The organism is Variovorax endophyticus (assembly GCF_025376855.1).
Lineage (GTDB): Bacteria > Pseudomonadota > Gammaproteobacteria > Burkholderiales > Burkholderiaceae_C > Variovorax.
Genome location: NZ_JAHUTH010000021.1, coordinates 88,787 through 111,762 on the forward strand (window position 1 = coordinate 88,787; position 22,976 = coordinate 111,762).

Genomic DNA, 22,976 nt, shown 5'->3' on the forward strand with positions numbered 1-22,976 from the left:
TCTAGGAATTGCGGGCCCACGCCGCTTATCGGTCGATCCGGCGACGTATCGGATCGTCTGGTGTCCTCCTAAGGACTTACCCGAGGCGCGGTGCCGGTCGCGGAGCCGGGAGGGAACAATCGCCGCAAACCACCTCGATGAAGCAGACAGATGCAGGAAGCCTATGCACTTCACGAAGGCGCGTTCGGCACGGCGATCGTCCTGGAGGCGAGCGCCAATCTGGTGTCGCACGCCCACTCGGAAACGCAGCTCGCCCTTTGGCTCGGCGGGGCGCGCGCCTGCGCGCATGTCGGTGCGCAAACCGTGCCCTACAGCGAGAGCGTGGCGCTGGGCGTGAACGCGTTCGAGGCGCACGACATGGTTCGCCTGGACGACAGCGGATCGAGCCTGTTCATCGTCTTCATGATCAAGAAGGAGTGGCTCGACGAGCTCGGCCAGGCGAAGGACCGCAGCTTTCGCTTTCCCTCGCCGCGGGTGCCCATCGGCGATGCGCTGCGCCGTTCATGCTGGCGTGTGCTGGACCTGATGATCTCCGCCGGCAGCGGACGCGACCAGGTCGACAGGGAGGTGGAGCGCCTGCTGGAAGCCGCCATCGCGGCCTCCAGGACGGGCGGCGAGGCCCCTTCGGTCGCGGCGGGCATCGGCGTCACGCTCGATCATCGCCTTCGGGCCGCCATCGCCCATATGCGCGCGCACGTCTCGGAGAAAACGACCATCGACGAGATCGCGGCCAAGGTCGGCCTGTCGCGGGCGCACTTCTTCGCGTTGTTCCGCGACCAGTTGCACACGACACCGCAGGTGTTCTGGAGCGGCGTGCGCGTCGAGGAAGCGATGCGTCGCGTCAGCGAAGGTGGCGAACTCACGGACGTTGCGCTCGACCTGGGTTTTTCGGCGCCCGGCAACTTCTCGCGCTTCTTCAAGGAGCACACGGGGATTTCGCCATCGATCTTCAAGCGGGCCACGCGCGCGCCTTCTCCTGTCACCGTGACGGGCATTCCGCGCGAGGGGCAGAGCCCCTCTCCATCCGCCGATGTGCCGGAAGATGAAGGCGAACGCGGCCATATCCGCAGCATATGAAAACCACTCCTGAATCGGTCTGGTGCTGCCCGCCGGCATGCCGGCGGCGGCGCGGCGCGAAGTCCCGCAGGCCTGGCAGCGCGCGCTGATCAGTCCGAAGCTGCGCCAGCCCCTGGTCGCGCGGGGCTTCGATCCCGCCTCGGGCGATCCCGCGGAAATGCGGCGCACCGTCGCCGCCGAGATCGCGCGCCACCGCGCGCTGCTCGCGAGCGGCCGCATCAAGCTCGATGGAGCGGCCCGGCCTTCGCAAGATCCATGACGGAGAGGCGCGCGATGGGTTCGATCAGCCGATCACGGCTTGCGCGCCTTCGGCGCCTTCTTCGCCGGCGCGATCTCCAGCCCCGTGATGCCGTTGAGGAACAGCTGCGTCGCGATCGGTGCCATCTGGTCGTAGGAGAAGCGTCCCCCGGGCTTGAACCAGGTGAACATCCAGTTGAGCATGCCGAACAGGAACATCGTCAGCAGCTTGTGCAGCTGCGAGGCGTGCAGATCCGGGCGCGTGGCGGCGATGGCGTCGGCGAACACCCGCACCACCGTGCGCTCCTTGTCGAGCACGCGTGCCTGCGCCTCGGGGGCCAGGAAGCGCACGTCCTCGGTGAGCACGCGGTGCTCGTGCTGCGCCTCGGCGTACTCGGCCATGAAGGCCTCGATCAGCTCGGGCAGCCGCTCGTCGGGCGCGAGCTGCAGCGCTTCCACGCCCGTGACGATGTCGACCAGCCGCGACACATGGCCGTCGGCGATGTGAAGCAGCACCTCGGCCTTGTCCTTGAAGTGATGGTAGAGGCCGGGCTTGGACAGATGGCTGGCCTCGGCGATCTCGTTCATCGACGTCGCCGCATAGCCCTTGCGGGCGAACAGCTCGGCGGCGGCCCTGGCGATCAGGCTGCGCTGGTCGCCAGGGCGGGGGGAAGCGGTGTCAACGGTCATGGAGGGCAATGAGGGGCTGCGCGCGAGGCCACGCGGTCCGCGATCTTAGGGGTTAGTCCCGAGCCCTTGCCGCTTGCCCGTGTCCGCACTGCTGCGTTAGCCTTGCGCGGCTTCCAAACCGACCGGTCGGTTGGTTTTCTGATCGATCCACCGGCACCCCATCAAAAAATCGGAGACAACCATGCGTGACGAGAAGTGTGTGAACCGTGTCCTGCTGTCGGCGGGCCTGCTGATGGCCGCCGGCCTGGCCCTGCAGGGCTGCGGAGGTGGCGGCGGAGGCGGCTTCTTCCCGATTCCGGCGCCCGCGCCCGCACCGGCCGCGCCGCCGCCCGCGGGTCCGTCGGGCCCCAGCGTAGAGCAGCTCAAGAGCACCTGCAACGGCCTCAAGGGACAGGTGCTGGCGGGCGTCACGGTCACGCAGACCGCGCGTTTCGAAGCCAAGGCGGCGGTCAACGCTTCGGGCTTCTGCCAGGTGCTGGGCACGCGCGCGCCCTTCCTCGACATCGAGATCGACGTGCCCGACAACTGGACCGGCCGCTACTGGCAACAGGGTGGCGGCGGTTTCGACGGACGCATCGCCTCGGCGGTGACCAAGGACGGCGGCGGCGCGGTGACGGCGGTCGACCCCACGCTCGCGATCAAGGGCGCGGTGTACGCGGCCTCGAACGGCGGCAACCGCGCGAGCGTGCCCGCGCAGGCGGCGCCCGGCGTCTGGGCCAGCGGCACGGCCGAGGGCCAGCAGTCGGCGACCGACTACGCCTATGCCGCGGTGGGCACCACGCTGCGCTTCGGCAAGGCCGTCGCCCAGGCCTTCTTCGGCAAGGCGCCGACGCACAGCTATTTCAACGGCTGCTCCAACGGCGGACGCAATGCCTACATCGCCGCGCAGCGCTGGCCGCAGGAGTTCGATGGCATCGTCTCCGGCTGCGAGACCATGGACATGGCGGGCCAGACCAGCGCCTGGCTGCGCGCGGCCTCGCTGACCGGCACGCCCGCGGCGCTGAGCCCCGCGCAGACCGGCGCGGCCTATGCGGCCGCACTGTCGGCCTGCGATGCGCTCGACGGCGCCAGCGACAACCTGATCGGCAATCCGCAGGCCTGCAGCTTCGATCCGGCCGTGCTGCAGTGTGGCATGGCGGGCGCGAGCAGCGATCCGGCCCTCTGCCTGAGCGCCGCGCAGGTGGGCACGCTCCAGTCCTTCCTGTCGCCGCTGAAGCTCTCGAACGGCTCGACCGTGCTCTCGGGCTATTCGTGGGGCAACGGCCTCGGGCTCGGCTGGGGCGGACTCGGCGGCGGCTTCGCGCTGCTCGCGAGCGGCGACCCCGCCTGGCTCACGCCGGCCAGGCAGGCGGGCTTCCAGTTCGAGACCGACTACTACATGCTCGGCGCGGGCCTGGCGCGCATCGGCGCCGACCACGACAAGGCCGCCATCGCCAGCTACGTGGCCTCGGGCCGCAAGCTGATCTCCTGGCACGCCGGCAGCGACGCGCTGCTGTCGCCGAACGACCACTACCGCAACTGGACCACCATGACGGGTATCGCCAGGTCGCTGGGGCTCGCCGATCCGAACAGCGCGACACGCTTCTTCATCGTTCCCGGCGGCGGGCATGGCGCGGGCGGCAGCCTGCAGGAAGTGGACTGGGCCTCGGCCATCATGGGTTGGGTGGAGAACGACGACGCGCCCACGCAGCTGACCTACAACTTCACCAGCGGCGGCACGGCGCGCAGCATGCCGGCCTGCCAGTACCCCAAGTACCCGAAGTACAAGGGCTCGGGCGATGTGAATGCGGCGGCGAGCTACAGCTGCAGCTGAGGGCCGCGGCATCGCGCGGTGTTCTCGTACCATCGATGCATGAGCATCGAAGCGCAAGCCGCCTCCCCTCTCCTCGTCGACATCGGTGTCAACTTCCACTCGAGCCAGTTGGCGTCGATGACCGCGCCGCTGCTGGCGCGCGCCAAGGCCGCGGGCGTCGCGCAGATCCTGGCCACGGGCACCTCGCTCGCCTCGAGCCTGCGCGCGCTCGAGCTGGCGCGGGCGCATCGGGGCCTGGTCTTCGCGACCGCGGGCGTGCATCCGCATGACGCGAAGTCCTTCGATGGCGCCACCTTCGAGCAGCTGGCCGAACTCTGGCGCTGCCCCGAGGTCGTGGCGGTCGGCGAGTGCGGCCTCGACTACAACCGCAACTTCTCGACGCCCGAGGCACAGCGCGCGGCCTTCGACCGGCAGCTCTCGATGGCCGCGCGGACCGGCAAGCCGCTGTTCCTGCACTGCCGCGATGCCTTCGCCGATTTCCACGACATGCTCGCGCCCGTGGTGGCCGATGGCGCGCACGGCGTGGTGCACTGCTTCACCGGCGACCGCGCCGAAGCCGAGGCCTTTCTCGCGATGGGCCTCGATATCGGCATCACGGGCTGGGTGACGGACCTGCAGCGCGGCCAGGCCTTGCGCGCGGCCATCCCGGCCATTCCGCTGGACCGGCTGCACCTCGAGACCGATGCGCCCTACCTGATGCCGAAGAACGCGGGCCTGCGCGGCAAGCCGAACGAACCGGCGTACCTGCCTTGGGTGGCCGCGGGCGTGGCCGAACTGCTCGAACGCGATGTCGCCGAGGTCATCGCGGCCTGCAGCGCCAACAGCCGGCGCTTGTTCGGACTCCCACCCATCGAGGCCGCCGCATGAGCACGTCGAGAAAGATCGCGATCGAGGTCGACGCCGAGCTGCGCGTGTCGGGCCTGATCGATGCGGCCGACGATGCGCGCTTCGCCCTGGTGCTCGCGCACGGTGCGGGCGCGGGCATGACGCATGCGTTCATGGAGGCCGTGGCACGCGGCCTCGCCGAGCGCCGCATCGCCTGCCTGCGCTACCAGTTCCCGTACATGGAGCGCGGTTCGAAGCGGCCCGACGCGCCGCCGCTCGCGCATGCCGCGGTGCGCGCGGCCGTGGCCAGTGCCGCGGCGCATTTCCAGGGCCTGCCGCTGTTCGCGGGCGGCAAGTCCTTCGGCGGACGCATGACGTCGCAGGCCCAGGCGCTGGGCCTGCTGCCCGGTGTGGCCGGGCTGGTCTTCCTCGGCTTCCCGCTGCATGCGGCCGGCAAGCCCTCGATCGATCGCGCGGCGCACCTGCACGAGGTCGACGTGCCGATGCTGTTCGTGCACGGCGCGCAGGACAAGCTCGCGGAACCGCCCTGCTTCGCGCAGGTCGTCGATTCGCTCGGTGACTGGGCGAGCGTCGACGAATACGCGGCGGCCGACCACGGCTTCCATGTGCCGAAGAAATCGGGCCTGACCGACGAGTTGGTGATCGAACAGCTGCTCGACCATATGGCGGTGTGGATGCAGGCCTGGCTGCTGCCCTGAATCCGGCTCAACGCAGCGCGCGGCAGAAGCGTTCGATGCGATCGCAGGCGATGCGCAGCGACTCCTCGTCGAGCGCGTAGGCGATGCGGAAGTACGGCGAGAGCCCGAAAGCCGCGCCGTGGACCACGCCGACATCCGCCTCCTCCAGCAACGCGAGCGCGACATCCTCGTCGCTGGCCAGCAGGGTGCCGGCCGCCGTCGTCCGGCCGATCAGCTCCTCGCACGCGACGAAGGCATAGAAGGCGCCCGAGGGCGCATCGCAGCGCAAGCCTGGGGTGGCGTTCAGCGCCGCGACCAGCAGGTCGCGCCGCAGCTCGAAGCTCGCGCGCGATCGCGCGATGAAATCCTGCGGCCCGTCGAGCGCGGCGATCGCCGCATGCTGCGAGATCGAACTGGCGCCCGAGGTCTGCTGGCCCTGCAGCTTCTCCATCGCTTCGAGCAGCCAGCGCGGGCCGGTGCCGAAGCCGATGCGCCAGCCGGTCATGGCATAGGCCTTCGAGACGCCGTTCATCGTCAGCGTGCGCGCGGCGAGGCGGGGTTCGGCCTGGGCCAGCGTGTGGAAGGCCAGCCCGTCGAAGACCAGGTGCTCGTAGATGTCGTCGGCCAGCACCAGCACCTGGGGATGGCGCAGCAGCACCTCGGCGAGCGCGCGCAGTTCCACGAGCGTGTACACGGCGCCCGTCGGATTGCTCGGCGAGTTGAGGATCAGCCACCGGGTGCGCGGCGTGATCGCGGCTTCCAGCGCTTCGGGCCCGAGCTTGAACCCGGAAGCGACGCCGCAAGGGACCACGACCGGCCGGGCGCCGCACAGCTGCACGATCTCGGGGTAGCTGACCCAGTACGGCGCCGGCACGATCACCTCGTCGCCGAGGTTCAAGGTCGCCGCGAGCGCGTTGAAGATCACCTGCTTGCCGCCCGAGCAGACGATCGTGTCTTGCCAGCCGACGTCCAGGCCGTTCTCGCGCCGGAACTTGGCCGCGACGGTCTCGCGCAGCGCGCGCAGGCCCGCGACCTGCGTGTAGCGCGTGTGGCCCCCCCGGATGGCCGCCACCGCCGCGTCGCCGATGTGCGCGGGCGTGTCGAAGTCGGGCTCGCCGGCCGACAGCGAGACGATGCGCGCGCCGCTCGCGCGGCGCGCCGCCACCCGGTCCATCATCCTGTAGGTCGCGGAGGGCTGCGCCGCCGCGAGGTGGACGTTCAATCTCGCCGCCGCGGTGTCGCCGCTCATGGTGCCTTGCGCTGCAGCGTGTGATAGCCCATCGCCGCGCGCGCTTCGCCCAGGGTCTTGCCCTCGGCGATCCAGGCGCGGATCTGCGACTCGGCCGCTTCGATCCCGCGCGCGAGTTCCGCGACCTCGCGGGCCCGCGCGCGCGGCACGACCAGCACGCCGTTCGCGTCCGCCACCACGATGTCGCGCGCGGCCACGCGGGCCTGGCCGATGGACACCGGGACGTTCACGCCCTCGACCTGCACGCGGTCCTTGCCGGTGCGCATGAAGCGCCCGCGCGTGAACAGCGGGTAGCCGTCGTCCAATGCCTTCGACACGTCGCGGCAGACGCCGTCGATCACGGTGGCGGCGATCCGCCGCTGGCCGGCGTACTGGGTCATGATGTCGCCCCACACCGTGCAGTCGGTGCGGCCGCCGTTGTCGATCACGAGCACGTCGCCCTCGGCCACCTCGTCGATGAAATCGCCGACCGAGCCCGCGGGCGTGCTGGCCGGGACGTACTTCACCGTGAAGGCGGGCCCCACGGTCACGCCGGCGTAGTCGGCCAGCGGCACGAGGCCGAAGCAGTGGCCCGGCAGGCCGAGCTTGTCCATGGCGTCCGAAACGCCGGGGGTGTCGAGGCCTTCGAACAGGGCCACGAGGTCCTTGTCTTCTTGTTGCATGGGAATGGCTTTCACTGGGAGTGTGGTGACGGGATTCAGAGGCCGTGGGCCGACAGGGTTCGCTCGAGCCAGCCCTGTTCGACGCGCCCGGTGGCGATCTCCGCCTTGATCGCGTCCTCGGTCCGGGCGGTCTGCGCGACGGCCGCGAGCAGGCGCTCCCCGTCCGCGGGATCGAAGCAGACCACACCGTCCTCGTCGCCGACCACCACGTCGCCCGGATGCACCACCTGCCCGCCGACGCAGACGTCGCGGTTCATGGAGCCGGGGCCGAACTTGTAGGGCCCGCGATGCGTGCTGCTGCGTGCGTGGCATGGGAAGTCGGCCTCGAAGAAGGCGCGCACGTCGCGGATCGCGCCGTCGATCACGAAGCCCGCGCAGCCGCGCTGGATCGCATACAGCATGATGAGTTCGCCCACCAGGGCGTTGTTCGGGTCGCCGCCGCCGTCGATCACGAGCACATGGCCCGGCTCGATCTCCTTGAGCGCGCGGTAGACGAGCAGGTTGTCGCCGGGCCGCGCCTTGATCGTGTACGCGGTGCCGACGAGCTTGCGCGAGCGGTTGAAGCGCCGCAGGCCGAGCATGCCCGACATGCGCTGCAGGTTGTCGCTGATGTGCGGCGTGACCACGTCCCGCAGCGCGGCGGTCAGCGCCTCGGGCGCGAGCTTCGGGACGGGCCCGATGTCGAAATTGGAAGAGGTCAAGATGATCTCGCTGGGTGTCGTGGTCTATCGCGGGGCCGCGTAGCTTTCCATCGGCAGGTCGTTCGGGTCCTGCCAGAGCTTCTGCAGCGCGGCGGGCGGCGCCATGTTCAGCCGCACGTTGCGCGGTGGAATGGGTTCGGCGTACCACTTGTTCCACAGCGCCTTCATCTCGCCCGAACGCATCATGTCGCGCAGGGTCTGGTCGGCCAGCGCCTTGAGCGGCGCGTCGTCCTTGCTCAGCATGATCGCCAGCGGCTCGGTGTTGAGCACCTCGCCCACCACGGCGAAGTCGGCCGGGTTCCGCGCGTTCGCGATCGACGCATTGAGCAGGCCGGCGTCGATCACCCAGGCGTCGGCCTTGCCCGATTCGAGGATCAGGAAGCTCTCGGCGTGGTCCTTGCCGAGGATCTCGTTGAACTTCAGACCGGTGGCGCGGCTGTTGCGCCGCAGGTGCTGGACCGAGGTCGTGCCCGTGGTCGCGACCACGGTCCGGCCCTCGAGGTCCCTGATCGAGCGGATGCCCGAGTTGGCCCGCACCGCCATGCGCACCTCCTCGATGTAGGTGGTGAGCGTGAACGCGACGTCCTGCTGGCGGGCCTGGTTGTTGGTGGTGGAGCCGCACTCGAGGTCGACCGCGCCGTTCCTGACCAGCGGCACGCGGTTCTGCGAAGTGACGACCTGGTAGCGGACCTCGAGCTTCTGCAGGTTCAACTGCCTCTTGATCGCGGCGACGATCCGCTGGCAGATGTCGACCTGGAAGCCCACGGCCTGGTCGCTGCCCAGCACATAGGACATCGGCAGCGAGCTGTCGCGCACGCCGAGCGTGACGACGCCGGTGGCGCGGATGCGATCGAGGGTCTGGGCCGGTGCTTCGGCCGCGATGCCCAGCGCGAGCGCGACGGCCAGGAGGCTTGCGAGTTTCTTCATGGAGTACCTCGGGAAGGATCGATGCGGACCGGCCTATCGCGCTTCGGCGGGCCGGCGTTCTTCCATCACCGCCGCGAAGTGCCTGTCGTGCATGGCCTCGGCCACCGACTGGCCGGCGCGGATGCGCGACACCATGACGGCCTGCTTCGCTGCCGTTCGCTCGGCGATGTCGAGGACCTCGTCGATGCGCGCGGCCGGCACGAAGACCGTGCCGCAGCGGTCGGCGATCACGAAGTCGTCCTGCGCGACCTCGACACCGGCGACCGTCACGGGCGCGCCCGAGCCCGTCTGCACCAGGCGGTTGCGCGCACTGACCATGGTGACGCCGCGGCCGTACACCGGATAGCCGATCTCCTCGCTGCCGTCGATGTCGCGGCTGAAGCCGTCGATCACCGTGCCGCGGATGTGCTTCATCGTGGCGGCATTGGCGACGATATCGCCCCAGCACGAGACGCCCTCGATGCCGCCGGCGATCACCAGCACCCGGTCGTCGCCCTGGCTCTCGGCGATCACGCTGGTGATGGGATGCACCGTGAGGCCGCCGTCGGCCTGCTTGGGCGCCAACTGGATGGTGGAGGCGCGGCCGACGATCCTCGGGCAGTGCCACAGCGGGCGCAGGCCCACGGTGGCGCCGGGCAGTTCGAGGAAGTCGAGCGCGTCGGACACGGTGTTGGTGTCGAGGTCGGCGAGGCGGGAGAGTCGTTGGGCGTCGGTGCTCATGGTCTTTCAGGGGCTGGTGATGCGGAGGTTCGACCGCTGGGCGATCGATCGGTAGAGCCTGCTTTCCGTCGCGATGAGCGCGGCGAACTCCGCGCTGCTCGATCCGATCGCCTGCAGGCCCTTGTCGTCCATGGCGGCCACGAACTTCGGGTTCGCGGCGATCTCGCGCGCGGCGGCTTCGAGCGCCGCGGCGATCGGGCCGGGCAGGCCCTTCGGCGCCCAGAGCCCGTACCAGGTGTAGAACTCCAGGCCCTGCAGGCCGGCCTCCTCGGTGGTGGGAATCTCGGGCGCGGAGCGCAGCCGGGTCTTCCCGGTCACGGCCAGCGCGCGCACCCGGCCGCCGCGGGCCAGGGGCACCGCGGTCACCGCGGGATCGAACATCGCCGATACCTGGCCGCCCATCAGGTCGTTGAGCGCGGGCGCGTTGCCCTTGTAGGGAACGATCAGCAGGTCGACCCCGTTGATGCGGTTGAAGAGCTCCTCGGCCAGGTGGCTGGCGGAGCCGATCACGGAGGTTGCGAAGCTGATGTCCTTCGGCTGCGAGCGCGCCAGCCGGACGAACTCCGCGAGCGACTTCACCGGCAGCGCCGGGCTCGCCATCAGCACCAGCGGGCCCTTCGCCACCTGGCTGATCGGCGTGAAGTCCTCGAGCGCGCGGTAGGGCGTCTTGTCGAGCACCTCGGGGTTGATCACGTGCGCCGACGGATTGAACAGCAGCGTGTAGCCATCGGGCCGGGCCCGCATGACGTCGAGCGTGCCGATGTTCCCCGAGGCGCCGGGCTTGTTGTCGATCACGATCGGCTGCCCGAGCCTGTCGGCCAGCAGCAGGCCGAAGCCGCGGGCGACGACGTCCGCGGCGCCGCCCGCGGGATAGGGCACGACCATCCGGATCGGCTTGCCGGGATAGCCGGCCTGCGCGGCCCCGCCGAGGACGGGCAGCACGAGCGGCAGCGCCAGCGCGCCGCGAACCAGCAGCCGCCGCAGGCGGCGCGCAACGGCATCGAGGGAGGCGATCGAGTCTTTCATGGCGTTCATCGAGGCGAGGAAGCACCGATGTTCCGGGGCCGTACCTGATACGTCCATTCGCAAGACAAGAAGAACTTGATACGCTTGGCCTATCGATGATCAACTTTCGCCTGCTCCGCCATCTCTACCTTTTCTCGGTGGTCGCCGAGGAGCTGCACTTCCGGCGCGCCGCGGCGCGGCTGGGCATGTCGCAACCGCCGCTCACCGAACAGATCCAGGTGCTGGAGGCCGCGCTCAAGGTGCGGCTCTTCGAGCGCTCGAGCAAGGGCGTGCAGCTCACGGCCGAGGGCGCGGCCATCCTGCCGGCGGTGAAGAAGCTGGTGTTCCAGATGGACCGCGTGGAGGTTTCGGTGCAGGAGGCACTGCGCGGCCGCGGGCGCATGCTCACCATCGGCGCCATCACCACGGCCATGGCCAGTCCCCTGCCCGCCGTGATCGAGCAGCTGAAGGCCGAGGTGCCGGACGCGAGCATCTCGGTGATCGAGATCGACAGCGCCGAGGCACTGGTCGCGCTCGACGAGGGCGCGATCGACGTCGCCTTCGCGCGCATCGAGGGCGATGCGGGGCTGCAGGTCCAGGCGCGGCCGCTGCGCACCGAACGGCTCGGCGTCGCCCTGCCGTCGTGGCACCGGCTGGCCGCGCGCAAGACCATCGCGATGCGCGAACTCGCGGACGAGGAGTTCATCATGTTCCCGCGCGCGGTGAGCCCGAGCTTCTTCGATGGCATCGTCGCGGCCTGCCGCTCGCACGGCTTCACGCCGCGCATCCTGCACGAGTCGCGCTCGGTCACCTCGCAGATCGCCATGGTCGGCTGCAGCCAGGGCATCGCGCTGGTACCGCTGGGATTGCACGACCTCGGAGGCGAGCGGGTCGCGATCAAGCCCTTGAAGGAACCCGTGGACATCGTGACCATCGCGGTCGCATGGAGCGCGAGGACGCGGGATCCGATGGTCGAGCGCGTCGTGGCCATCGCCGCCTCGATGGGCGCCGCCCACCGAAAGCCCGTGGCCGGGCGATGACAGATCCATGACGCAACCGGGTGGCGTCAGCCTTCGCGCAGCTTGCGGGATGCTGACCGGCCCGATCAGGTTCCGTTCACGCAAGGCTTCTAGCATCCGCGCATGCTGCTCGCACGCATCCGCCGATTCGCCGAAGCGCACCATCGCGCATGGTGCTTCGCGGGCATCCTGCTGGTGTTCCTGCAGCCCTTCATCGCCGTCCACTTCTGTTGCGACGGCATCGAGGACGAGCCCATGCTGCGGGTGCGCGCGCTCGGAGAAACGAGCCAGTTCGAGGCCGACGACCGCGAGAACCATGCCTCCGATCGCGAGACCACGATCTTTGCGCAGGTGCCCGCGGGCATCGATCACCCCCATGCGCTGAATGCGGGCCTGAACACGCTGCTGGCGCTGGTGCTCGCGCTGCTGCCCCTGGCGCTGATCCCCATCCGGCCGATCCGGCCGGCCAGCCGTCTCGGCCCCGAGCAGGTGCCGCCCCGCGGTGGCGCGCCACCGCCCGCATTGCCGTGGAGGCGCCGCCCTCCCGCCGCCGCACCACCCCTCGCGCACTGAGAGAAGCGACGCCTCGCGCGTTGCCCCCCGCGCCGCGCATGCCTTGCCGCGGCAGCCCTTCTCTTCCTCGATCGGAGGTCTCCCGTGTTCGTTTTTTCCGGGTGCGCAAGCCGCGCCCTGTGCCGCCCTGCGCCGCTCGCGCGCATCGGCTTGCCCCCTTCATTCGTCTTCGCTGCCGCGTCGAGGCCTGCGCGATGAGCGATCTGAACATCACCCTGTTCCAATGGCTCGCGGCCGGCACGCCTCCGGCGCGCCCGGCGCTGCTCCTCGCCACCGCCTTCGCGCTCGGCGGCGCCTGGCTCAGCGCCGGAATCGTCGGCCTCGCGATCTGGAAAAAGGCCGCCGACCGGGCCTACCTGTGGATCGTGCTCGCGGCCGCGGGGCCCTGCGCGATGCTCTCTCATGCCATCGCGTTGCGTCTGGACCAGCCGCGTCCCTTCGTGCTGGGCATGGCGCAGGCCTACATCGAGCACGCGGGCCGCGGCTCGCTGCCCAGCACGCATGCGAGCGTGATGTTCATGGTGGCCGCGGCCTGCCTGCTGCGCCCGAGCCTGCGCCGTGTCGGGCTCGCGCTGCTGGCATCGGCCATCGTCACGGGCTGGGCGCGCATCTACGTGGGCGTGCATTTCCCGCTCGACATCGCCGCCGGCCTCGCGCTGGGCGCGGTGCTCGCGGGCGCGCTGGCCATCGCGGTGCGGCTCGCACGCCGGCTCCTGCCCGCCGACGATGCGGCGCCCGCGACCTGGAGGCTGCCGTGAACGCGCGCACACCCTTGCACCGCGCGCCCGAAGCGGTACTGGCGCCCACGGCACCCGAGGCACGAACGCGCAGCCTCTCCTGCGTGATCCCCTGCTTCAACGAAGGCCCGAACCTGCGCCGGCTGCTGCCGCTGCTGGAAGACATCCTCTGGTCCACGCATCTGAGCTGGGAGATCGTGATCGTGGACGACGGCAGCACCGACGACACGGCCGCGGTGGCCGAGGCCTGGTGCGAGCTGCGCGGCTTCCGCTGCATCTCGCTGTCGCGCAATTTCGGCAAGGAGGCCGCGCTCACCGCGGGGCTGGCCGCGGCCGTGGGCGACGCGGTGGTGCTGCTCGACGGCGACCTGCAGCATCCGCCCGAGCTGCTGCACGCGATGCTCGCGCAGTGGCGCGCGGGCGCGGAAGTGGTCTATGCGGTGCGCGAGCGGCGCGACGATGAGAGCCGTTTCAAGCGGCTCGGCAGCCGGCTCTTCTATCGGCTGCTCAATGCCTCGGACCGCTTCGCGGTGCCCGAGGACGCGGGCGATTTCCGGCTGATGGACCGCAAGGTGGTCGACGCGCTGATGCGCCTGCCCGAGCGCGGCCGCTTCATGAAGGGGCTCTACGCCTGGGTCGGCTTCCGCGCGGTGGCGCTGCCCTACACGCCGGCGCCGCGCGCCGAGGGGCACTCGAGCTTCAACGCGCGCCGCCTCGTGCTGCTGGCGCTCGACGGGCTCACCGCCTTCACGACCTGGCCGTTGCGCATGGTGAGCGTGGCGGGCCTCGCGATCGCGCTGCCGGCCTTCGCCTATGGCCTCTACCTGTGCGTCGAACGGCTGCTGTTCGGCAACGCGGTGTCGGGCTGGACCACGATCGTCGTGAGCCTGATGTTCTTCATCGGCATCCAGCTGATCTCCACCGGCATCCTCGGCGAGTACGTCGCGCGGATCTACGAGGAGTCGAAGGGGCGACCGCTGTACGTGGTTCGCCGCGAGCGTGGCAGCGGCCTCGCCACGGAGGGTCCGTGAGCGGCGAGGCTCGGGGGCGCGCGCAGGTTCTGCGGGTCGGTATCGTGCTGGTCGCGTGGTTGCTGGCGACCTCGGGGGCCCGGTCGCTGATGGCGCCCGACGAAGGCCGCTACGTGGGGGTGGCGCTGGCCATGCTGCATTCGGGCGACTGGCTGGTGCCGCGGCTCGACGGCCTGCCGTTCTTCCACAAGCCGCCGCTTTTCTACTGGATCGGCGCCGCGGCGATGGGCGTGGCGGGGCCGGTCGAATGGGCCGCGCGGCTGCCCTCGGTGCTGGGCGCGAGCGCCGCCGGCATCGCGCTGTTCGCCTTCCTGCGGCGCTGGACCGACGACCGGCTGGCGCTGTGGTCGACGGTGGTGCTCGCCACCATGCCCTACTTCTTCCTGGGCGCGCAGTTCGCGAATCTCGACATGCTGGTGGCCGGCTGCATCTCGGCGACGGTGCTGCTCGCGGCCTGGGCGGTGCTGGCGCACGACGAGGGGCAGCCATGGCGCGCGGCGCTGGCGCTCGCGCATGCCGGCGCCGCCGCCGGCCTGCTCGCCAAGGGCCTGATCGGCCTGCTGCTGCCGTTCCTGGTGCTGGCCGCCTGGTGCGCCTGGACCCGACGCCTGGCCACGCTGTGGCGGCTGTGCCGCTGGCTGCCCGGCTGGGCGCTGCTGCTCGCGCTCGCGGCGCCCTGGTTCGTGGCGATGCAGCGCGCGTATCCGGAGTTCTTCGACTATTTCGTGATCACGCAGCATTTCCGGCGCTTCGCCTCGAGCGGCTTCAACAACGAGCAGCCGTTCTGGTTCTACCTGCCGGTGCTGGCGGGCCTGACGCTGCCGTGGTCGCTCGGCCTGCTGCTGCCGCGCCGCGGGAACGCGGCGCCGGAGCCTGGCGCCGCCGCGCGCGACGTCGACCGGCTGATGTGGACCTGGCTGATCGTCATCGTGGTCTTCTTCTCGCTGCCGCGCTCGAAGCTCGTCGGCTACGTGCTGCCGGTGCTCGCGCCGCTGGCCTGCGTGGTGGCGCGGCGCATCCTGGCCAGCGGCCCGATGCGCGAAGGGCGGGGCCTGAAGGCGGCCGCCGCGGCGGCAATGGCGCTGTGCCTGGCGGGCGTGGGCACGCTGGTCGCGATGCCGCAGCCGGGCGCGCGGCTGCGCCTGCCCGCGGACGCGCGCATCGGGCCCGACGACCAGGTGCTGATGCTCGACAGCTACATCTACGAGATCCCGTTCTACTGGCATCTGCGCGCGCCGGTGATGGTGCTCGGCGAATGGAAGAACCCGCCGGAGCCCGAGCGCGACGACTGGCGCAAGGAACTCGCGGATGCCGCGCGCTTCGACGAGGCCCGGGCCTCGCGGCTGCTGGTCGATGCATCGCGGCTGCCCGCGATACTGTGCGCGCCTCGCGTCACCTGGCTGGTCGGCCCCAACAACTCGCAGCTCCAGCATCCGTGGCTCGCGGGCACGAAGCTGGTGGCGGTCAACGACCGGCTGGCCGTCTGGCGCCACGACGGCGCGGCGCGCCGCGGATCGCATTGCGCGGGCCTGTCCGACGACCTGCCGGAGCGGCAACCATGAACGCATCGCCGCGCGACACGGCCCCCGAGGGCACCCGGCCGGTCTGCATCTGCGCCGACGACTTCGGCATGGGGCATGCCATCAACGAAGCGGTGCTCGCGCTGGTCGAGCACGAGCGCCTCAGTGCCGTGGGCTGCATGGTGCGCCGCGCTGCCTGGTCGTCGGGCGCGCGCCTGCTGCGCCGGCTCGACCGGCAACGCACCGACATCGGCCTGCACCTGGACCTGACGTCGCCGGCCGCGCCCGGCGGCCGCGAGCCGGGCCTGCTCGGCCTGCTGGTCGCGCCTCGGCTGCGCCCGGCGGCACGGCAGGCGATCCAGGCGGAGATCCGCACCCAGCTCGCGCGCTTCGAGGACGCGATGGGCCGCGCGCCCGCCTTCGTGGACGGCCATCGGCACGTGCACCAGTTCGCGGGAGTGCGCGAGCTGCTGGTCGCCGAGCTCGCGCGCCGCTATCCCGATGCGCCGCCGTGGCTGCGCAGCACCGAGCCCGGCTGGCGCCGCGGCAGCGACGGCTTCAAGGCCGGTGTCATCCACCGCCTGGGCGGCGCGGCGCTCGCGGCGCTGGCACGCGAGCACGGCATTCCCACCAGCCGGCGCCTGCTCGGGGTCTACGGCTTCTCGGGCGATGGGCAGGCCTACCGCGCGCGCCTGCTGGCCTGGCTCGCGGTGGCCGGGCGCGGTGACGTGCTGATGTGCCATCCCTCGCTGGGCCGCGTGCCCGGCGATCCGCACGGCGCGGCGCGCATGCGCGAATACGCGGTGCTGCGCGCGCTGGCGCTGCCCGCGGCCGGCGAGCCGGGCGCGATCCGGATCGCGCCGCTGTCGGCGGTGCTCCAGGGCGGCTGAACGTCGCCAGCGTTGTCCGGTCGCGACGGTCGCGGCCGGCATGCACACGAAGTTCGTACAATGAGAACCATTCTCAACGAGCCGCGCGGCCTGCCGTCCTCCGATGTCCACCTCCGATGCCTCCGTGCGACTGGTCGCCACGCTGTACGGCGAACACCATTCGTGGCTGCTGCAGATGCTGCGGCGCAAGCTCAGCAACCTCGAGAACGCGGCCGACCTGGCGCAGGACGCCTTCGCGCGCATCCTGTCGGCCGACGAGACCGGCCCGCTGCGCGAACCGCGCGCCTACCTCACGACCGTGGCCGGCCGCATCGCGGCGCAGTACTTCCGCCGCCTCGCGCTCGAGCGCGCCTACCTCGAGGCGATCGCCCACCTGCCCGAGGCCACGAGCCCCTCGCCCGAGGAGCGCCTGCTGGTGCTCGAGGCGCTGGCCGCGGTCAGCCGCGTGCTCGACGGGCTGAAGCCGCGCACGCGCGAGGTCTTCCTGCTGTCGCAGCTCGACGGCCTGCCCTATGCGGAGATCGCGCAGCGGCTCGGCCTGTCGATCCACGTCGTGCAGAAGGACATGGTGAAGGCCTACGCGCATTGCTACGACGCCGTCTATGGCGGCTGAGACCGGCACGGCGCCGCGGCGCGCAGTCTTCCAGCCCGCGGGCGATGCGGCGCTCGATCGCGCCATCGTCGCGCAGGCGGTCGAATGGCTGGTGCGGCTGCAATCGGGCGCCGCCTCCGCCGCCGAGCGCGCGGCCTGCGAGCATTGGCGCGGCGCGCACCCCGACCACGAGCAGGCCTGGCAGCGCGTGCGCGGCCTCGGTGCCGACCTGCGCGACGGCGTGCATGGCCTCGCGCCCGAGACGGCCCGCGGCGCATTGCGCGGCGCCGACGCGGCGCGGCGGCGCTGGGCGCTCAAGGCCTTCGTGCTGGCCGCGAGCGGCGGCGTGGGCGCCTGGGCGCTGCGCGACGACATGGCCTACTGGCGCGCCGACTATCGAACCGCCACCGGCGAACGGCGCGACGTGCTGCTGCCGGACGGCACGCGCGTGGTGCTGAACACGCGCAGCGCGATCGACGTGGATTTCGGCGCGGCCGAGCGCGGCATCCGCCTGCTCGGCGGCGAGATCATGGTCAGCTCGGGCCACGACCCGGCCGCGCGGCCGCTGGTCGTGCATGCGGGGCCCGGGCGCGTGGTGCCGATCGGCACGCGCTTCCTGGTGCGCGCGCCCGATGCCTCCGCCCCGGGGCAGGTCGTCGTGCTCGAAGGCCAGGTCGAGCTCGGCGTGGCCGGCCGCGAAGGCACGCTGCGCCTGCCCGCGGGCCAAGGCGCGCGCTACGCGGCGGATGGCATCTCGGCACCCGAGCCCGGCAGCGAGAACGCCGCGGCCTGGACTCAGGGCGTGCTGGTGGTCGAGCGCATGCGGCTCGACGACTTCCTCGTGGAGCTGGGGCGCTATCGGCCCGGCGTGCTGCGCTGCGACCCGGCCGTGGGCGCCATCCTCGTGAGCGGCGCGTTCCCGGTCGCGCGGACCGATGCGGTGCTCGACATGCTGGAAGAAACGCTGCCGGTACGTCGCCGTTCGCTCGGCCCTTACTGGACGACGATCGCGGCGCGATAGCAGGGGCAACGGGCCGCGAAAAAAAGATCGAAGAAAAACGGCAGGTTTCCAGACCTCGTGCATCAAGCAGGAAGAGACACCCGCGGCGAAGGCCGCGGGGCCCCATCTTCCAACGATCACGGAGAGTTCTTCCCATGGCATTCGATGCTCGGTCCGTCGCCCGGACCGGCCCCTTTCCGCTCGCGCCCTTCGCCCGCTCCGGCTGCCTGAGCGCGGCCCTGGCGCTGCTCGGTGCCTCGGCCGCCCCGACGCTGGCCCAGCCCGCGCCGGCCGCCGAGGCTGCGCGCAGCTATGCCATCGGCGCCGGCTCGCTCGACAGCGTGCTGGGCCGCTTCGGCCGCGAGTCGGGCACCATGATCGCGATCGACCCGACCCTGACGCAGGGCCTCGCGAGTCCCGGCCTGCAGGGCCGCTACGCGGTGCACGAGGCCCTGGCCAGGCTGCTGGCCGGCAGCGGCCTCGAGGCGGTGCCGGGGGCCGGCGGCGGCTGGCGACTGCGCCGCATCGGCGCGCTGGCCACCGGTGCGAGCGCGCCGTCCGACGCGGCCGCCGAGGCCGCGGCGCGCACCGGCACGCTGGCGCCGGTGGTGGTCAGCGCCCAGCGCGAACGGCTCTACGACGTGCAGGACGTGAACGCCGGCGCGCTCGGCGTGCGTTCGCTGCAGGACCTGCCCTTCGCGGTCGGCTCCTACACCGTCGACACCATCGAGAACCAGCGCGCGCGCACCGCGCTCGACGTGCTGCGCAACGATCCCTCGGTCACGCCCACCTCGGGCTTCTCCTCGTTCGACGGCGTCGCGGTGCGCGGCTTCTCGGCCAATTCCTTCAACAACGTGCGCCGCGACGGCCTGCTGGCGAACATCTACAGCGACGTGCCGCTGGAGAACAAGGAGCGCGTCGACGTGCTCAAGGGGCTGTCGGGCTTCCTGTACGGCGTGGGCGAACCCAGCGGCATCGTCAACTACGTGCTCAAGCGCCCGACGCGCGAGCGCTTCGCCAGCGTGAGCGCCGAGGTGCGCAGCTACGGCGGGCGCTATGCCAGCGTCGATGCCGGCGGTCCGCTGAACGAGGCCGGCACCGTGGGCTACCGCTTCAATGCCGCGAGCGAGCGGGTCGGCGACTTCACCCATTTCGGCGACCTGCGGCGCGACTTCCTCAGCGGCGCGATGGACATCAAGCTCAACCGCGATGCGCTGCTGCAACTCGACTTCGACTGGCAGCGCAAGTCGCTGGCCGCCAGCGGCATGATCGGCCCGCGCAGCGACGGCCTGCTGGTGCCCGCGCGCAGCTTCGATCCACGCACGCTGGTCGGCCAACCCTGGGGCCAGTACAAGACCGACGCGTGGAACCTCGGCGCGCGGCTGAACTACGCGCTCGGCGAGCACTGGGACCTGACGGCGCAGCTCGCGCTGAGCCGCACCAAGCGCAACGCGATCTTCTTCAATGCCTCGAAGGTGGCGCCGAACGGCGACGTGCTCGCCGGCAACACGCGCTACGAGGGCGAGGCCTATCCCACCACCGCGGGCCAGGTGTTCGCGACCGGGCGCTTCGATACCGGCTCGATCGGGCACGAGGCGGTCATCGGCTACTCGTACTCGAGCCTGCAGTCGCCCGACGGCGACTACCTGCGCTTCCCGCAGTACATCGGCAATATCTACCGGCCGCTGCCCTACTTCGCGCCCTTCATCCCCGAGGACACGCACCTGCCCGCGAGCAAGGCGCGCCAGAGCAGCCTGTTCGCGAGCAACACGATCTCCTTCGGGCCGAACTGGCAGCTGCTGATCGGCGCGCGCCACATCGACTACGGCAGCGACATCGGCAGCAAGTACGACGGCACGCCGAAGTACACGACCAACGTGACCGTGCCCACGGTGAGCGCGATGTACAAGCCCTCGGAGCGCACCACCTTCTATGCGACCTATGGCGAGGGCTTCGAGCAGGGAGCCTATGCACCGAGCTACGCCGACAACGCGCTGCAGAAGCTCGGGCCGATCAAGAGCCGGCAGTACGAGATCGGCGTGAAGAGCCGCGTGCGCGACGGCTTGATGGTGACGGCCGCGGCCTTCGACATGGACAAGCCGCTGCAGGCGGTCTCTCCGGTCGACAACGTCTTCCGCCAGCAGGGCCGCCAGCGGCATCGCGGCGTGGAGTTCACGGCCAATGGCGAGATCACGCCGCAACTCAGTGGCATCGCCGGCGTGTCCTGGCTCGACGCGCAACAGCGCGAGACCGGCGACCCCGCGCTCGAGGGTCGCCGCCCGAGCAACGTGGCGCGCTTCCAGGCCAACCTGTTCCTCGACTACCGGCTGATGGCGGTGCCGGGGCTGTCGTTCAACACCGGCATCTACCACGTCGGCAACCGGCCGCTGGACCGCGCCAGCGCGCTGATCGTGCCGAGCTTCACGCGCTGGGACCTGGGCGCGGCCTATGTCACGCGGCTGATGGGCGTGCCATCGATCCTGCGGCTGTCGATCGAGAACGTGACGAACCGGCGCTACTGGAGCTCGGTCAACTACGGCGGCGTGACGCAGGGCAATCCGCGCATCGTCCGGCTGTCGATGACGGCCAACTTCTGATGGAGGCGCGCATGAAGATCGATGCAAGGAATGGCTTGCGGCACATGGTCCTGGCGCTCGCGGCCCTGTGCTGCGGCGCGTCGTCGGCCCATGGCGTGTGGGTCGCGCAGCGCGCGGGCGAACTGGCCGTGGTGCTCGGCGAAGGCGCGCTCGACGAGGCCTACGAGCCGCGGCAGCTGCGCGAGACGAAGGCGTTCACCGCCGCCGGTGCGGCAGCGCAGGTGCAGGTGTCGGCGCGTGCGCGCAACGCGGTGGTCGAGCCGGCCGGGGACGCGGCCGTGCTGTGGGTGGCGCTCGAGGACGGCTTCTGGTCGCAGGGCCGCGACGGCAAGTGGGTCGGCGGCTCGCGCCGGCAGGTGCCCGATGCGCGCAAGGCCGGGCACTACATGAAGTACGGCACGACCCTGCTCGCACCGGTCCGCCTGCCGTTCGCGCCGCTCGGTGCCGAACTGGAGATCGTGCCGCTGGCCGATCCCTTCGCATTGCGGCGCGGCCAGCGCCTCGCGGTTCGCGTGCTGTCGAAGGGCCAGCCGGTGGCGGGTGTGGAGGTGATCGGCGATTTCACGGGCCACACCGCGGGTCCGCGCGTGAGGACGGACCGCGAGGGCCGCGCGACGGTCACGCTGGGCAGCAGCGGCCTCAACGTGATCGCCGCCTCGCTGGTGCGCCCGCGCGGCGACACCAGCGAGGCCGACGAGGACGGGCTGGAAGCCACCCTCGCCTTCGTGCTGCCGCGCGCCGGCCACTGAGCGGGGGGCGCGTAGCCACAAGGCATTACAATGCGAAGGATTCCTATTTAGAAACAGAGGGCGGCAGCAGGTCTGCACGAGAAAGCGCATGGTGATCGGCGAATCAGCCCTGCAGCGGGAGGTCCACGCGCTCTACAGCGACCACCACGGGTGGCTCTGCGGGTGGCTGCGCAGCCGGCTCGGCAACAGCGGCGACGCGGCGGACATCGCGCACGACACCTTCATGCGCGTGTGGACCGGCTACCGCGCCGATGCCATTCCGCCGTTGCGCGAGCCGCGCGCCTACCTCACGACCGTGGCGCGGCGCCTGATGGTCAATCACTTCGAGCGCCAGTCGCTCGAGCGCGCCTACCTGGCCTCGCTGGCCCTGCTGCCCGAGGCGCTGGTGCCCTCGGTCGAGGAGCGCGCGATCCTGCTCGAAACGCTGCACGAACTCGACGCCCTGCTCGACGAACTCCCGCCCGCGGTGCGCACCGCCTTCCTGATGTCGCAGCTCGAAGGCCTGTCCTATGACGAGATCGCCGCGCGGCTGAAGCTCAGCGTGCGCACCGTCACGCGCTACATGGCGCAGGGGTTCCGGCAATGCCTGCGGCTGATGCTGGCGCAGGGCGCGTGAGACCCGCGGGCGCCCCGGTCGATCCCCGGCTGCTCGACGAAGCCGCGCAGTGGCTTGCGCGCCTGCATGCCGGGCGCCCGAGCGCGGCCGACCTGCAAGGCTGCGAGGCATGGCGCAACCAGAGCCCCGAGCACCAGCGCGTCTGGCAGAGCGCCGAGCAATTGAGCCGTCGCTTCGGCGCGGTGCCCGCGGCCGTGGGCATGCCGGTGCTCGACCGGCGCCGGGACGCGGCCGGCCGGCGCGCGCTGCTGCGCACGGTGGCGCTGCTGCTCGGCGTGCCATCGGCTGCATGGATCGGCTATCGCACCCTGCCCTGGCAGGCGATCGGCGCGGACGTCAGCACCGCCACCGGCGAGCGCAGGCACCTGACGCTGCCCGACGGCAGCGGGCTCGACCTCGACACCGCATCGGCCGTGAGCCTGGACTTCGACGACACGCAGCGGCTGCTGCGCCACCGGGCCGGGGAGATCCTGATCGAGACCGCGCCCGACCCGCGTCCCTTCCTCGTCCAGACCGCGCATGCCAGCCTGCGCGCGCTCGGCACGCGCTTCGTGGTGCGCAGCGACGACGCGCGCGGCCGGCTCGGCGTGCTGGAAGGCGCGGTCGAGATCCGGCCCGCGCGCAATCCCGGTGCCCCCGTTATCGTGCCCGCGGGGCGCCAGGCTTTCTTCAGCGCGACGAGCGTGTCGGCGCCACGCGCACTGCCAGCCGGCGCCGATGCCTGGGCCCGCGGCGTGCTCTATGCCGAGGAGATGCGGCTCGCGGACTTCGCGGCCGAGCTCGCGCGCTACCGCAGCGGCGCCCTGCATTGCGATCCGGCGGCGGCCGAGATCCGCGTCTCGGGTGCCTTCCAGCTCGACGACACCGACCGGATCCTGGAACTGCTGGCCCGGACCCTGCCGGTGCGCATCGAATCCAGAACGCGTTATTGGGTGACCATCGCCGCGCGTTGACTGCCCCAACCACCACCCCCTTTGGCCCGCCACCCCGGCGGGTTCTTTTTTTGCGCCGCCCTGTCCGGTTTTCGCGGCTCGCCTGTCATGCAGGA

Annotated in this window: 24 protein-coding genes; 17 read left to right on the top strand and 7 right to left on the bottom strand. The window is 71.1% G+C overall.

Annotation, left to right across the window (positions count from 1 at the left end; all coding sequences use genetic code 11):
* Positions 1 to 150 precede the first annotated feature (150 nt).
* Both KV106_RS25345 and KV106_RS25350 read left to right on the top strand, forming a co-directional pair.
* Positions 151 to 1,077, top strand: coding sequence for a helix-turn-helix domain-containing protein (locus KV106_RS25345; RefSeq protein ID WP_261213212.1), 927 nt, complete (start codon positions 151 to 153; stop codon positions 1,075 to 1,077).
* Positions 1,078 to 1,099: 22 nt separating this feature from the next.
* The gene (locus KV106_RS25350) at positions 1,100 to 1,336 is read left to right on the top strand and encodes a type 2 periplasmic-binding domain-containing protein (protein WP_261213214.1); all 237 of its coding nucleotides are present in this window, start codon (positions 1,100 to 1,102) and stop codon (positions 1,334 to 1,336) included.
* Positions 1,337 to 1,368: 32 nt separating this feature from the next.
* Here the strand turns inward: KV106_RS25350 and KV106_RS25355 are convergent, their stop codons facing one another.
* Complete coding sequence (locus tag KV106_RS25355; RefSeq protein ID WP_261213216.1) at positions 1,369 to 2,004, bottom strand: TetR/AcrR family transcriptional regulator; 636 nt, start codon at positions 2,002 to 2,004, stop codon at positions 1,369 to 1,371.
* Positions 2,005 to 2,203: 199 nt separating this feature from the next.
* Here KV106_RS25355 and KV106_RS25360 point away from each other — a divergent pair, with 199 nt between their 5' ends.
* The 3 genes from KV106_RS25360 to KV106_RS25370 are packed head-to-tail and all read left to right on the top strand — an operon-like array spanning position 2,204 to position 5,361.
* A complete protein-coding gene (locus KV106_RS25360) occupies positions 2,204 to 3,817 on the top strand; it encodes a tannase/feruloyl esterase family alpha/beta hydrolase (protein ID WP_261213218.1) in 1,614 nt (537 codons plus the stop codon).
* Between the two features lie 39 nt (positions 3,818 to 3,856).
* Complete coding sequence (locus tag KV106_RS25365; RefSeq protein ID WP_261213219.1) at positions 3,857 to 4,684, top strand: TatD family hydrolase; 828 nt, start codon at positions 3,857 to 3,859, stop codon at positions 4,682 to 4,684.
* Entirely contained in the window at positions 4,681 to 5,361 is a 681-nt protein-coding gene (locus KV106_RS25370; protein WP_261213221.1) for an alpha/beta hydrolase family protein, read from the top strand. The genes KV106_RS25365 and KV106_RS25370 overlap by 4 nt, the downstream gene beginning before the upstream one ends.
* A 7-nt stretch (positions 5,362 to 5,368) precedes the next feature.
* Here the strand turns inward: KV106_RS25370 and KV106_RS25375 are convergent, their stop codons facing one another.
* From KV106_RS25375 to KV106_RS25400, 6 genes are read right to left on the bottom strand one after another with little or no spacing between them, the layout of a single operon-like run.
* On the bottom strand, positions 5,369 to 6,589 hold the full coding sequence (locus tag KV106_RS25375; protein WP_261213222.1) for a pyridoxal phosphate-dependent aminotransferase: 1,221 nt from the start codon (positions 6,587 to 6,589) through the stop codon (positions 5,369 to 5,371).
* Complete coding sequence (locus KV106_RS25380; protein ID WP_261213224.1) at positions 6,586 to 7,251, bottom strand: RraA family protein; 666 nt, start codon at positions 7,249 to 7,251, stop codon at positions 6,586 to 6,588. The genes KV106_RS25375 and KV106_RS25380 overlap by 4 nt, the downstream gene beginning before the upstream one ends.
* Positions 7,252 to 7,286: 35 nt before the next feature.
* Positions 7,287 to 7,952 carry an RraA family protein gene (locus KV106_RS25385; protein WP_261213225.1) on the bottom strand — a complete coding sequence of 222 codons (666 nt, stop codon included), beginning with the start codon at positions 7,950 to 7,952 and terminating at the stop codon, positions 7,287 to 7,289.
* Between the two features lie 24 nt (positions 7,953 to 7,976).
* The gene (locus KV106_RS25390; RefSeq protein ID WP_261213228.1) at positions 7,977 to 8,879 is read right to left on the bottom strand and encodes an amino acid ABC transporter substrate-binding protein; all 903 of its coding nucleotides are present in this window, start codon (positions 8,877 to 8,879) and stop codon (positions 7,977 to 7,979) included.
* A 33-nt stretch (positions 8,880 to 8,912) separates the two neighbouring features.
* Positions 8,913 to 9,599, bottom strand: a complete 687-nt coding sequence (locus KV106_RS25395) for an RraA family protein (RefSeq protein ID WP_261213230.1) — start codon at positions 9,597 to 9,599, stop codon at positions 8,913 to 8,915.
* 6 nt (positions 9,600 to 9,605) lie between these two features.
* Complete coding sequence (locus KV106_RS25400; protein ID WP_261213232.1) at positions 9,606 to 10,625, bottom strand: Bug family tripartite tricarboxylate transporter substrate binding protein; 1,020 nt, start codon at positions 10,623 to 10,625, stop codon at positions 9,606 to 9,608.
* Between the two features lie 95 nt (positions 10,626 to 10,720).
* Here KV106_RS25400 and KV106_RS25405 point away from each other — a divergent pair, with 95 nt between their 5' ends.
* From KV106_RS25405 to KV106_RS25460, 12 genes are all read left to right on the top strand, one after another.
* Positions 10,721 to 11,644 carry a LysR family transcriptional regulator gene (locus KV106_RS25405; RefSeq protein ID WP_261213234.1) on the top strand — a complete coding sequence of 308 codons (924 nt, stop codon included), beginning with the start codon at positions 10,721 to 10,723 and terminating at the stop codon, positions 11,642 to 11,644.
* A gap of 102 nt (positions 11,645 to 11,746) precedes the next feature.
* A complete protein-coding gene (locus tag KV106_RS25410; RefSeq protein ID WP_261213235.1) occupies positions 11,747 to 12,196 on the top strand; it encodes a hypothetical protein in 450 nt (149 codons plus the stop codon).
* A 194-nt stretch (positions 12,197 to 12,390) separates the two neighbouring features.
* On the top strand, positions 12,391 to 12,954 hold the full coding sequence (locus KV106_RS25415) for a phosphatase PAP2 family protein (RefSeq protein ID WP_261213237.1): 564 nt from the start codon (positions 12,391 to 12,393) through the stop codon (positions 12,952 to 12,954).
* A 14-nt stretch (positions 12,955 to 12,968) separates the two neighbouring features.
* Positions 12,969 to 13,964, top strand: a complete 996-nt coding sequence (locus KV106_RS25420) for a glycosyltransferase family 2 protein (protein WP_261213317.1) — start codon at positions 12,969 to 12,971, stop codon at positions 13,962 to 13,964.
* Complete coding sequence (locus KV106_RS25425) at positions 13,961 to 15,526, top strand: ArnT family glycosyltransferase (RefSeq protein WP_261213239.1); 1,566 nt, start codon at positions 13,961 to 13,963, stop codon at positions 15,524 to 15,526. The genes KV106_RS25420 and KV106_RS25425 overlap by 4 nt, the downstream gene beginning before the upstream one ends.
* Positions 15,523 to 16,374, top strand: a complete 852-nt coding sequence (locus tag KV106_RS25430; protein WP_261213241.1) for a ChbG/HpnK family deacetylase — start codon at positions 15,523 to 15,525, stop codon at positions 16,372 to 16,374. The genes KV106_RS25425 and KV106_RS25430 overlap by 4 nt, the downstream gene beginning before the upstream one ends.
* Before the next feature lie 103 nt (positions 16,375 to 16,477).
* Entirely contained in the window at positions 16,478 to 16,987 is a 510-nt protein-coding gene (locus KV106_RS25435; protein WP_261213243.1) for a sigma-70 family RNA polymerase sigma factor, read from the top strand.
* Entirely contained in the window at positions 16,977 to 17,987 is a 1,011-nt protein-coding gene (locus tag KV106_RS25440) for a FecR domain-containing protein (protein ID WP_261213245.1), read from the top strand. The genes KV106_RS25435 and KV106_RS25440 overlap by 11 nt, the downstream gene beginning before the upstream one ends.
* Before the next feature lie 134 nt (positions 17,988 to 18,121).
* Positions 18,122 to 20,563: a TonB-dependent siderophore receptor gene (locus tag KV106_RS25445; protein WP_261213247.1), complete on the top strand. Its 2,442-nt coding sequence runs from the start codon at positions 18,122 to 18,124 to the stop codon at positions 20,561 to 20,563.
* An 11-nt stretch (positions 20,564 to 20,574) separates the two neighbouring features.
* Positions 20,575 to 21,312, top strand: a complete 738-nt coding sequence (locus tag KV106_RS25450) for a DUF4198 domain-containing protein (RefSeq protein WP_261213248.1) — start codon at positions 20,575 to 20,577, stop codon at positions 21,310 to 21,312.
* A gap of 88 nt (positions 21,313 to 21,400) precedes the next feature.
* Positions 21,401 to 21,928, top strand: coding sequence for a sigma-70 family RNA polymerase sigma factor (locus KV106_RS25455; protein ID WP_057589852.1), 528 nt, complete (start codon positions 21,401 to 21,403; stop codon positions 21,926 to 21,928).
* Positions 21,925 to 22,881, top strand: a complete 957-nt coding sequence (locus KV106_RS25460; protein WP_314733652.1) for a FecR domain-containing protein — start codon at positions 21,925 to 21,927, stop codon at positions 22,879 to 22,881. Before KV106_RS25455 ends, KV106_RS25460 begins: the two co-directional genes overlap by 4 nt.
* Positions 22,882 to 22,976 lie beyond the last annotated feature (95 nt).